The organism is Bradyrhizobium sp. Kon56, assembly GCF_055807635.1.
The window spans coordinates 1-257 of the sequence record NZ_JBVVOU010000506.1 but is presented as its reverse complement, the minus strand read 5'-3'; the positions used below and the strand labels follow the sequence as shown (position 1 = coordinate 257).

Below are 257 nucleotides of genomic sequence, written 5' to 3'. Positions count from 1 at the left end.
CACGGTCTCGGAATAATAGGCGTCGGAATAGATGATGAAGGGGATCTTGTAGTTTCCGGCCTCGTCGCTGTCGGTCAGCATCGCCATCGTCTCGACGGTGTTCATCGACGAGTTCCAGGCCATGTTGGACATGTACATCATTAGCGTATCGATCCTGTAAGGATCGCCGGCCCAGGCATTACGGATGACCGTGTGCATGAGCCCGTGTGCTGCCAGCGGCGCATCCCAGGAATAGGCCTTGTCGATACGGATCGGCG

1 protein-coding gene is annotated in these 257 nt (G+C 56.8%); it reads right to left on the bottom strand.

What is annotated here, in order from left to right; all coding sequences use genetic code 11:
- Nucleotides 1–257: hypothetical protein (locus AC0L3B_RS39845; RefSeq protein ID WP_473383403.1), on the bottom strand; the 257-nt coding region annotated here is incomplete at both ends.